Raw genomic sequence first — 11,727 nt, forward strand, 5'->3', positions numbered from 1 at the left:
CAGGATTGTTGTTTATCAGTTGTCTGTGAGTTGATCACATTTTATTTGTCAGAATCAGGATGTCCAGGATTTAAGGATTTACAGGATTGTTGTTTATCAGTTGTCTGTGAGTTGATCACATTTTATTTGTCTGAATCAGGATGTCCAGGATTTAAGGATTTACAGGATTGTTGTTTATCAGTTGTCTGTGAGTTAATCACATAGTCATGGTAGTTAATTGTTAAAGTTTCTGCTTTGATTATAGCAGGTTTCGCGTAACTTTTGACCTAATTTAAAACCAAGTTTTTTGGTTATCATCCTGTAAATCCTTAAATCTTGGGTATCCTGATTCTGACAATATCTTATAAATTATTACTCATTTTACTCGATGTTTTCCAAAAAATTAATCTTTCTATACAATTGCTTTAATGGTAATTTCACATTAATTGATGCCAAATGTAAAATAGCATCTTCTGTTTCATATTCAGTTAAAACCCATTGATTTTGATGATTTTTTACGTACTGCATTATATAATATTTAGTTTGGTCAATTAAAATATATTCTTTAAATTCAGGAATGGAACGATAATAGAGAAATTTATCTCCCTGATCATAATCTTTTGTAGATTTAGATAAAACTTCACCAATTAATAACGGGTTAGTAACTATAGTGGTGTTATTTCCATAATAAATAGGTTCACCTTCAATTACCATCACGTCAGGATAAGTAAATTGGCGATATTTTGGTATCCACAGTTTAACATCACCAATATAGACTTCATAATCTAAATCATTTAAGGCTATATTCAAGCCAGTAGCTAAATTTAATGCTAATTTATTATGATTTGTTGTTCCACCAGTCATAGATATAATTTCTCCGTTTCTGTATTCATTTTTATGATCAGATTTTGCCTCTAGTTCTAAATATTCTTCTGGAGTATAGTAGGCTGTAACTGTTTTGATTTCTTGAGTAGTAATTTGTAGTTTCATAATCCTGTAAATCCTTTAATCTTGGACTTCCAGATCCCGGTTTTTTTTAAGAAGTCGGGGATCTAAGCACTCTTATATTATACCTTTTAAAAGGTCTTCTGCTTTTAACTGATAATGTTCTATTTTTACATAGGGTTGCCAATCTAATTTTACTGGGTCTTGAATAGTATGAACTTCTGGAGATAAAGCACAATTAAATACTACATATAACCAGTAATCCCTCTTTAATCTTGCTGCTGTTTTATATTCATTGGTTGTTAACGCCACTTCACCAATATTTGCCTGTCCTTTGACTTCAATAAATCTGACTAAACTAGCTTTTAATGGATCTCCAGAATCAGGTTGACGGGATATCAAATCAAAGCCGCGATTTTCTTTTTCTACACTCATAACTTGCCAACCTCTGGCTGTTTCATATTCTATCACTGTCTGAATTGCTATTTTTTCAATTTCATCATCAGCTACCATCGGTGCGATTTCTGGAGAACTTCTTTCAGGATGGGGTAATACCCAAGCACGGCCATGATGATGAATATCGGTAATTGCACAACTGGCTTCTTGCTGCAATTCTTCCCGACGTTGTTCTAACCTCCCATTTAATTCAAATGATCGGTCATCTAATTGTTTCATTCTCCCATCTAAACCTTGTTCTTTATCACCAGATTCTTTCTGTTGCAATAATTCTCCATATTGAATCTGGATTTTATCAATAATTATAGTCAAACTGTTTTCTATATAATTAGAAATTGTCTCTATTTCCTTTTGTCGCTGAGTCCTAATTTCTGTTAAAAATCTATTTAACTCCTGTTCAATTAATGCTTGTTCTACCTGTTCTCGTCTGGGTAAATTACTATCATCTGGTAAATAATCAACTAAGTTATGATTATCTATATTTTCTCCATTTTTAATCGGAAAATCTGCTTTTTTTGCTGGTACTAAATCTAAAAATAAAGTTGGTTGGCGGACTGTCATTGTTCCATTTAACTCTGTCTGTACCACATATAAACGTTCATGGAGTTTTCTACCCCGTCCATCGGTAATAGCAGCCGAAAATACATCTAATCTCGCTGGTGATTTACTATGCAAGTCTAAGAATATCGCACCCCGACGCAAATCTTCCTGTACCTGTGCAGAAACTTCATCCCGTACACATTCAAATAAAGGATGTCCTGGTGTGACCCATTCCAATGTCGGGTCATCTATTAAGATATTTTTATCAAAGGTAATCTTTTTATAGTCTCGTCCCAATTTACCAAAGCGGTTTTCTAACCTATCTCCTGTTCCCCATAGAGTCCGAGGAACACGCCCAATTCTATATATTTTCTTACCCTTAGCTGTTTCCTTGGGATGAATCCCCGCTATAGGTGCTGCTTGTACAAAGAAATCATGAATCACTTCAGGTACTAATCTCCGTTCCTTAGCTTCAGCAGATTTACCAATAATTTGTGATAAATTTAACTCCCGTTTCGCCAGTCCTTCCAGGGCTGAATCGCTAATTTTACGGAAATGCTCCGTATCTACCTGTTCCACAATCTGATTCATAATTACAGACTCAGTAAGATTATGAGCGTACATCTCCCGCATCATCCGTTCTAACTGATTAGCAGGGAAAATATCACCCAGTACGTTAAATACTTTACCCGTCCTCTCTGGATCTAAATCTATCTCAATAGCGCGAATCCGTTCAAACAGTTTCCATAATACCTTGCCTTCGCTGGTGTTAAGAGCTACAAAGTTAAAAATCAAACAATCCTTATCCTGTCCATAGCGGTGAATCCGTCCCATGCGCTGCTCTAACCTGACAGGATTCCAGGGAATATCATAATTAATCATAAACCAACAGAATTGTAAATTAATACCTTCTCCTGCGGCTTCTGTAGCTACTAAAACTTGACAATCTTCTCTAAATTCCCGTTCTGAATAAATCCGAGTATGGGGGGTATCTCTATCACCTATTTTCATCCCCCCATGAATTTGGGTGACAGTTAATCCCCATTCTCTTAATTTCCCAACTAAATAATCTAAGGTATCTTTATGCTCGGTAAAAATGAGCATTTTCATTTTCGGATCTTTAAATATTCCTTCTTGGGTAATTACTTCTTTCAGCTTGACTAATTTAGATTCAATTTCTCTCTTTTCTAATATCAGTGCTTGACTAATTAATTCATTAAGTTGCAAAATTTCTTTTTTTAAAGTAACAGGGTCAATAGAAGCAACTACACTTTCTAAATCACTGATAATTTTTTGCTGATCTGTTTCTGTTAATTCTTCAAAATCCTCTGGAAGTTTTTTATTAATTTGCTCTTGACGATAGCTTTCTGGGTCTTCTAAAATCCTCTGGCGTTTATCACGCATTCTTTCTAAACTTCGTCTGACAGCGTAAATACTAGAAGCAAAGCGACGTTGTAACATGGCCATTGTAAAACCTAAAGCCCTACCTCTGGCTGTATCATCACTAGCAGCTTTAACTGATTGGTCTTCTACATAATCAGTGAGTGCATGATAAAATTCTAATTCTTCTGCATCAATTTGAAATTCAATGGTGTCAACTTTACGGTTAGTGAATAGTTTTTTGACAATTCCTGTTTCTTCAGGGAATGTAACTAGAGCTTCTTTAGTTCGACGTAGGTAAAAAGGAGCATTATTCCGTTTCATTGCGTCCTCTAAACTGCTGACATCTCCATAAACATCTCGGTCTAATAATTCTAGAAATAAACAAAAGTTTTTCGGATCACCTTTATGGGGTGTAGCTGTCATTAATAAATAGTGGTCGGTAATTTTTCCCAGTTCTTCACCGAGTTTATAAGCCAAGGTTTTATTATCGGAACTATAGGCACTCATTTTATGAGCTTCGTCTACAATGATTAAATCCCAATTACTTCTTAATAAACTATCTTTTGCGTCCTCAATGCGCGAAACCCAAGATACAGAAGTGACAACTTGATTTTTTTCTTGCCAGGGATTAAAACCATAGTTAGCGCGGAGGACATCACCGCGTACAACTTCAAATTCTTCTCGAAATTTGTCTTTTAGTTCTCGTTGCCATTGAAATGTTAGGTTAGCAGGGGTAATAATCAGGGTGCGTTTAACTAATCCTCTAATTTTTAGTTCTTTAATTAATAATCCTGCCATAATGGTTTTCCCTGCTCCAGGATCATCAGCTAGTAAAAAACGAATGCGAGGCTGTTTTAAAAAATACTCATAAACTGCTTCTAATTGGTGTGGTAAGGGGTCTACACGAGCGATCGCCAATGCAAAATAGGGATCATACTCATAAGCTAATCCCAACCGCAAAGCTTCCACACCAAAGCGAAAATATTGGGCGTTACCATCAAAGGGTTCTTTTTCAGGTGAGGATTCTAACTTTTCCAACTGTTGAGCATTGAGAATTGCTTGATAAGTATGATTGGTATTAATTCCAGTCCCAATCAGTTTTATCGAATCACCCATTGGTACAACTACCAATACCTGTACAGGTTCGGGAAAGATTGAACCACGAACAATTACATTTGCTTTCAGTTGGTCTAGTTTCACACTGTCACCATCACTTTAGAATATGCCTTAATTTAAGGTATACAAATATAGGCAGAAATAATACGGTAAATAATCAGAAAAACCATTGTCATCTACCTAAAGTTAGATATTGATCAACAAGTAATTCTTGGGAGGAAACTGCCAACCACAAAAGCGTAAGTAGGTTGGCGTTAAAAATTGATAGTGAGGGAACTCTTAACTGGGAACTCTTAACTGGGAACTCTTAACTGGGAACTCTTAACTCTTAACTGGGAACTCTTAACTCTTAACTGGGAACAGGAAAGAGGTTATGGGTAACTTTACTTTTCGTTACTTGTGTCGGTTTTTTCCCGTTGACCTATTTACTCTACCCACAGTAGAGATACACAATGAAACAGCTTCATTATTTCTTGGCAATTATCCAGACCGCGTGAACAATGCCAAGAATATAAAAACCAAAGATAGTCAAAAGTAAATTAATCCAAAAATCTAGACCAAAACCCACTTGTAAAAAGACTCCCAAAGGTGGGAGAAAAATTGCCACTATAATTCTAATTACATCCATACTCATCAATACCTTTTGTAAATAGCTGACATTTCTAGAGTTAACATCACCGTCTGTCCGGATCATTCCTGAAAAGATACAGTAAACCGTACTCTTCAACCACCACTAATTTTAGCCTTGTAACCTAATTTTACCAAAATTTCTAAGATCTTCTGTTTATGGTCTCCCTGAACCTCAATTTCATGATCTTTAACCGTGCCACCGGTACCGCATTGGGCTTTTAACTGTTTTAATAAATTAGCCAAAGTTTCCGGTTTAGTTTGAAAACCAGTAATAACCGTGACAGTTTTCCCCTTCCGTCCAGCGCGAGTGGCTTGGATTCTTACATTTTGCTGATTTGGGGGTAAATCTTGGATTCCCCGCTCCAAAGCCCGTTCTAGTGGGGGTGAACTACCGTTACCAAATTCCTGGTAGACAAAGTTTTTGTCAGATTTAGGATTAGCCATAGATAGAATTTAATGCAGGAAAAATAAACTTTCATTCTCAACAATTTTAACCTAAGCGGTGGCAATTCAATATATCATTGCTGCATGATAGACTATATATAAGAGGATAAGAGAAAATAAACCACAAAGAAGTCGTGCCTTCATGGTTCATTACATTAGTTATTACCTAATTCTAACTGTCCCCCAAGGGTGGAATTAAAACTCAAATTTTAAAATTTCAAGTCTTCAGAACTGACACTAACAGATTGGGAATTTTGACTTTTCACAGTCTGTGCTAATTTGCCATTAGAGAGAGCAGCAATAGCACGAGCGTATTGGGGATCACTATTTGTAGCGATTAAACTCGGATTAGAAGCCAACTGGCGTTCTTGCGTTTGTGTTAAGTCTAGCTTGATATCAGGTGCAATCCCCTTATGGTTGATATCTGTACCATTGGGTGTATAATAATGGGCAATGGTGACGGCTAAACCTGAACCATCTTCTAGTTCATGGACTGACTGTACCAAAGCTTTACCAAAGGTTTGACTACCAACAATTACAGCCCGTTTGTTGTCTTTGAGAGCGCCGGTGAGAATTTCACTGGCACTAGCAGAATTACCATCTACTAAAATTGCTAAGGGTAGTTTAGTAATAGCTGTACCATTAGCTGTGGTTTGGGCGCTCGATCCTTTGCGGTCTACGGTTTTGACGATATGACCGTCATTTAGCCACATCCGGGCAATTTCTATACTCGCATTCAACAAACCACCGGGATTACCTCGTAGGTCTAAAACATAGGAATCAACTTGATCACTATTCCCTCTGCGAATAGCTGCACGCATTTGATCAGCTGCGTGGGAGCTAAATTCTTGTAAGCGAATATATCCAACCCGCCGATTCGCTTCTTGTTTGAGGGTATACCGAACAGTAGGAACTTCTATTGTTGCCCTTGTTAATTTAATTTTGAATTTGCTTCCTGGTCGTTCTAGCTCCAGGCTAACACTAGTACCTACTTGACCACGAATTAATTTTGAGCCATCTTCTACTGTCATTTTCAGGGTAGATTTACCATTAATGGCTAATATCTCATCCCCTGATCTTAGTCCGGCTTTAAAGGCTGGAGAATTGTCTATAGCCTCTATCACGGTGAGACGCTTGGTGTTTTCGTTTACTTGCATCCGAATACCAATCCCGGATACTTCCCCAGATGTTTGACTAGTTAGGGATTCATACTGTTGGGGGTTCATAAACCGAGTGTAGGGATCACCGAGCTTTTGCAAAGCTGCGCGGATTGCTACGTAGGCTTCATCTTTAGAAGTATAGTCTTTACTTAATAGGCTCTGCCTGATTGCTTGCCAATCTTGTTGATTAAATTTATCATCAACATATTCACGATTCACCAACTGCCAAACTTGGTCAACTAATGCTTTAGGACTATCTTGTAAAGCAGCATGAACTGATTTTGTCCAAGCTTGACCAAATACAGATATGGTAGCAGTTGTGGCGATCGCTCCACCAATCAAGGCAGCCTGGAGCGGTGAGTAATGTTTCGCAGATTGGTTCATGTATATTAGCGGAAATAGTTGTGTTTTTGAGGGTTTATTAATCAGAATTGCCTGATTTTTTGTGGTTTTTTATCCTAATAACCTTTATACTTCATCTATCTTGAGACCTTTTTTCCGTTATGGAATATTTTATTTGTTGGTTAGGCACTATTACAGGTTGAGTTGAACCGTTTTTTTACAAAAAAACAAAAGCCACCTTGTGACATTGACATAAGTGTCATTTATAAATTCTCAATTATCTTCTTTACCATACCATTTTCTTGCCTGAGTGGGTGTAATTTCTATTAACATAATCATTAAAGTTTTATTAATGATGTTTTATAAACTGATCATCAATTCTATTAATTCACCTTAGGTGTAAATCAATAAAATGTAACAATTATTACAAAGTTTACTTCTCCTTTGCCAAAAGACCAGATTTTGTTGTCCTGTGTATAATTCTCTTTTAAGAAGGATCATGAACTAAGATGATATCATTTTTTGAGTAGCTGAACATAAATATCATTCATTCCAGACTATGTAAGATATGCAAAAAACTCAGAAAACTGACAAAAGTTTGACATAGCTCCTCTTCCTTTCATGAGAGAGGATTCCTGAACGCTTCATTGGGTTGTGCTACCGAAGTAGTCTTAGCATCCCTCGACGTTCGTTTACAGTCTCCCAATGCCATAAGGCGACTATTCAAAATAGTACCACAATAATCGCCAAGCCGTCCTTCTAGGACGGGGCTTGTGTCTCATGTTTTTAGTCAACAACACAACTTATGAATAACAAACCCAAAATAATTGTCCTCGATGATGATCCTACCGGTTCCCAAACCGTCCACAGTTGTTTACTATTGATGCGTTGGGACGTGGAAACCCTGGGTTTAGGATTAAAAGACGATGCCCCCATTTTCTTTATTTTAACCAATACTCGTTCCCTCACCCCGGAAGCAGCTGCAGCTGTGACTAGAGAAGTTTGTCATCATCTCAAACTGGCATTAGCAGCCGAAAAAATCGCCGATTTTCTGGTAGTTAGTCGTTCTGACTCCACTTTGCGGGGACATTATCCCATAGAAACCGATGTGATTGCCGAAGAATTAGGTCCATTTGATGCTCATTTTCTCGTCCCGGCATTTTTTGAAGGGGGAAGAATTACCCGAGACAGCATTCATTATTTAATGATTGATGGTGTTCCCACTCCCGTACATGAAACAGAATTTGCCCGTGATTCTGTCTTCAGTTACAATTATAGCTATCTTCCTAAGTATGTAGAAGAAAAAACCAAAGGACAGATCAAAGAAGATACTGTCAACAGATTTTTACTTACAGATATCCGCGCTGGTAGTTTAGAACGCTTGTTACAATTGGAGAACAATCAGTGTGGTGTAGTAGACGGAGAAAATCAACAGGATCTGAACACCTTTGCACTAGATGTATTAACGGCCGCAAGTCAGGGAAAACGATTTTTATTCCGTTCTGCTGCTAGTATTTTAACAGCTTTGGCTGCTTTACCCCCTCAACCAATTGCCGCTGAAAATATGGCAGAATATGTGCGCGGTGACAAACCTGGTGCCATCATTGTCGGTTCTCACGTTAAAAAGACAACTCAACAGTTAGAATCGTTATTACAACTGGAGGGAACGGTAGGCATAGAAGTTAATGTGGGTAGATTGCTTGATCATGGGGTAGAGGAATCTGCTAAACTGCTAAGGGAGATTCTAGAAAATGTCAAAACAGTACATAATGCTGGTAAAACTCCAGTAGTTTACACTAGCCGTCAAGAATTAACTTTTAAAGATGTCAAAACTAGGTTAGATTTTGGCAGCACGGTTTCAGCTTTACTCATGGATATTGTCCAAGGTTTACCATCTGATATAGGATTCCTAATCAGTAAGGGGGGTATTACTTCAAATGATGTCTTGAGTAAAGGGCTGGCTTTAACTTCGGCTAGGTTACTTGGTCAAATTTTAGCAGGTTGTTCAATGGTAATCACACCATCTGATCATCCCCTGTTTCCTAATTTGCCAGTGGTGTTGTTTCCCGGTAATGTTGGTAATGCTGATGCTTTGGGGACGGTTTATCAAAGATTAGTATGTAAATTGACAATTAACAGTTGACAATTATCAATTTCAAATCTCACTGTTAGTATATTTTGGCTAGTGCTGCATGAATTCTAATTCTGCTAAACCTGATGCAATCAACTCTGAAGTTCTTAAGTCGGAGTCAATTGATCCTGAGGTTGATATAGAGGTGAATAATTCTAATTCAGGTGAGGTAAATACAGATGATGCTAAAGCTGATGCTAAAGATGATGCTAAAGCTGATGCAATAAACTCGGAAGTTCCTAAGTCAGAGTCACATATCGGCCATGAGGTTGATATAGAGGTGAATAATTCTAATTCTGGGGGGGTAAATACAGATTCTACTGATCAGGTAGAATCTAATTCTATACCCTCCAATCTGGAGTTAAACCCTGTTATTGCCTATTTTAAAGATAATTCTGCTAAAGATAATTCTGCTGCTGAAAATATGGCTAGGTCTGGTAGTCTATCAGAATCTCATATTCCTAATCTGATGGCAGAAGGTTATATTTTATCTGATTTCACAGATGAGGATTTAAATTACCAGCTACAAAAGGCAGAACAAAATACTCAAGTTCAGTTAAAAACTCAAGGAGAGCGACTGTTATTAATTTTGCCCACTGAATCTCAAGTACCACCATCAGAATTTAGTTGGTGGGAGATATGGCAACAAATGAAACAGCGTTTGAATGCAGGCGATCGCTTACGTAAGCCGAACACAGCCCTGCATCTGGTAGCTAAAGATCGGTTATTAGATAACAGACAACTGCAAGATTTGGCAGAAACTTTAAATACATATCAAATACAACTAAAATCCGTAGCCACCAGTCGGAGACAAACGGCGATCGCTGCTTGTACCCTTGGTTATTCCGTAGAACAAATCCAACTAGAAACATCCCCGACCGCCGATTTTCAAACTACCCCCGCCCCACTGGCAGATGCTCTTTATTTGCAAATGACAGTCAGATCAGGTGTGGAAATTCGCCATGGCGGGACAGTGATTATTTTGGGAGATATCAACCCCAGTGGCATCATAATTGCAGATGGAGATATTCTAGTTTGGGGTCGGTTGCGGGGAGTTGCCCATGCTGGAGCTGGTGGTAATCGGGAATCTCTGATCATGGCCTTGCAAATGGAACCAACCCAATTGCGAATTGCCGATGCAGTCGCCAGAGCGCCAGAAAAGTCCTCAACTAACTTCCTGCCTGAAGTTGCACATATTACCAGCGAAGGAATTCGCATTGTTAAAGCCGCTGATTTTTCCCGCAGCCAATTAAATAGTCGGACGCGATTAATTACACAAAATCTGATCTAAAATTCTTGACTAGGCAAGAATCACAAATGTAATTAATTCCGTCAGGTGACTTAATTAGAATCAATGAATAGCCGGAAATATTTTATTGTTCCTGAATCTTATACAGCATTACCATGAGTCGCATTATTGTCATTACCTCCGGTAAAGGAGGAGTGGGTAAAACCACAGTTTCAGCTAATTTGGGGATGGCCTTAGCCAAAATAGGCAAGCAAGTAGCCTTAATTGATGCGGATTTTGGTCTGAGAAATTTAGATTTACTACTAGGATTAGAAAATCGCATTGTTTATACAGCTGTGGAGGTCTTAGCTAGAGAATGTCGTCTAGAACAAGCTTTGGTAAAAGATAAGCGACAACCTAATTTGGTACTCCTACCAGCAGCCCAACATCGCAATAAAGAAGCAGTGACACCTGACCAAATGAAGTTACTGGTAAATGCACTGTCACAAAAGTATGAGTATGTAATCATTGACTGTCCAGCCGGAATTGAAATGGGGTTTAAAAATGCTACCGCCCCAGCCAAGGAAGCTCTTATTGTCACCACTCCCGAAATTTCCGCTGTCCGTGATGCTGACCGTGTAGTGGGATTATTAGAAGCACAAGGCGTGAAAAAGATTAACTTAATAGTTAACCGAATTAGACCAGCAATGGTACAAGCAAATGATATGATGTCTGTACAGGATGTTCAAGAACTTCTCGCTATCCCCATAATAGGAGTAATCCCCGATGATGAGCGTGTGATTGTCTCTACCAACCGTGGCGAACCCTTAGTATTATCAGATACGCCATCTTTAGCCGCCACAGCTTTTGAGAACATTGCTCGGAGATTGCAAGGGGAAACTGTCGAATTTCTTGAGCTTGACTCATCTAGTAAAAACATCTTTTCCCGCTTGAGAAAGATGTTTTGGTCAAAACTTGTTTAATTAACTTCCCAGTTTCTTGTGCCTTACACATACCAGCAATGATTCTTGAAATTTTAGAAAAACTTTTTGTTCGTAGTCCCGATAACAGTCGCAATGACGTTAAACGTCGTCTGCAATTTGTTATCTCCCATGACCGTGCTGACTTAAACCCCCAAACCTTAGAAAAAATGCGTCAGGAAATCCTGGAAATTGTTTGTCGCTATGTGGAAATAGAAACAGACGGTTTGGAGTTTTCCCTAGAAAGCAATCAACGGACAACCGCTTTAATCGCTAATTTACCAATCCGTCGGGTTAAGGAAGCTCTCGATGAAAACCAGTTAGAAAACACTGATATTTTACTTTTATAGTTTGTTGTTTGTCCAGAAAATAGCCTTACTTGTGACGCGACTA

Annotated in this window: 10 protein-coding genes; 5 read left to right on the plus strand and 5 right to left on the minus strand. The window is 38.2% G+C overall.

Annotation, left to right across the window (positions count from 1 at the left end; translation table 11 throughout):
• A partial coding sequence (locus tag H6F62_RS20715; protein ID WP_206755831.1) for a hypothetical protein occupies positions 1-204 on the plus strand: 204 nt, incomplete at its 5' end.
• A gap of 156 nt (positions 205-360) precedes the next feature.
• Here the strand turns inward: H6F62_RS20715 and H6F62_RS13530 are convergent.
• The 5 genes from H6F62_RS13530 to ctpB all read right to left on the minus strand — a co-directional run bounded on the left by H6F62_RS13530 (position 361) and on the right by ctpB (position 7,037).
• Positions 361-969, minus strand: coding sequence for a Uma2 family endonuclease (locus tag H6F62_RS13530; RefSeq protein ID WP_190372258.1), 609 nt, complete (start codon positions 967-969; stop codon positions 361-363).
• A gap of 72 nt (positions 970-1,041) precedes the next feature.
• The gene (locus H6F62_RS13535) at positions 1,042-4,503 is read right to left on the minus strand and encodes a helicase-related protein (protein ID WP_190372259.1); all 3,462 of its coding nucleotides are present in this window, start codon (positions 4,501-4,503) and stop codon (positions 1,042-1,044) included.
• Positions 4,504-4,885: 382 nt separating this feature from the next.
• The gene (locus tag H6F62_RS13540; RefSeq protein ID WP_137909015.1) at positions 4,886-5,047 is read right to left on the minus strand and encodes a YqaE/Pmp3 family membrane protein; all 162 of its coding nucleotides are present in this window, start codon (positions 5,045-5,047) and stop codon (positions 4,886-4,888) included.
• 95 nt (positions 5,048-5,142) lie between these two features.
• Positions 5,143-5,493 carry a translation initiation factor gene (locus H6F62_RS13545; RefSeq protein WP_137908994.1) on the minus strand — a complete coding sequence of 117 codons (351 nt, stop codon included), beginning with the start codon at positions 5,491-5,493 and terminating at the stop codon, positions 5,143-5,145.
• A gap of 209 nt (positions 5,494-5,702) precedes the next feature.
• Positions 5,703-7,037, minus strand: coding sequence for a carboxyl-terminal processing protease CtpB (ctpB, locus tag H6F62_RS13550; protein WP_137908995.1), 1,335 nt, complete (start codon positions 7,035-7,037; stop codon positions 5,703-5,705).
• A 763-nt stretch (positions 7,038-7,800) separates the two neighbouring features.
• Between ctpB and H6F62_RS13555 the strand changes: the two genes are divergently transcribed.
• The 4 genes from H6F62_RS13555 to minE all read left to right on the plus strand — a co-directional run bounded on the left by H6F62_RS13555 (position 7,801) and on the right by minE (position 11,684).
• Entirely contained in the window at positions 7,801-9,138 is a 1,338-nt protein-coding gene (locus tag H6F62_RS13555) for a four-carbon acid sugar kinase family protein (protein WP_137908996.1), read from the plus strand.
• A gap of 49 nt (positions 9,139-9,187) precedes the next feature.
• Positions 9,188-10,417 (plus strand): septum site-determining protein MinC, encoded by a 1,230-nt coding sequence (minC, locus tag H6F62_RS13560; RefSeq protein ID WP_137908997.1) that lies wholly within the window; start codon positions 9,188-9,190, stop codon positions 10,415-10,417.
• Positions 10,418-10,530: 113 nt separating this feature from the next.
• A complete protein-coding gene (gene minD / locus H6F62_RS13565; protein WP_028084400.1) occupies positions 10,531-11,337 on the plus strand; it encodes a septum site-determining protein MinD in 807 nt (268 codons plus the stop codon).
• A 38-nt stretch (positions 11,338-11,375) separates the two neighbouring features.
• A complete protein-coding gene (gene minE, locus H6F62_RS13570) occupies positions 11,376-11,684 on the plus strand; it encodes a cell division topological specificity factor MinE (protein WP_137908998.1) in 309 nt (102 codons plus the stop codon).
• The last annotated feature ends 43 nt before the right edge of the window (positions 11,685-11,727 follow it).

It is taken from the genome of Anabaena sp. FACHB-1391 (assembly GCF_014696755.1).
GTDB lineage: Bacteria > Cyanobacteriota > Cyanobacteriia > Cyanobacteriales > Nostocaceae > Dolichospermum > Dolichospermum planctonicum.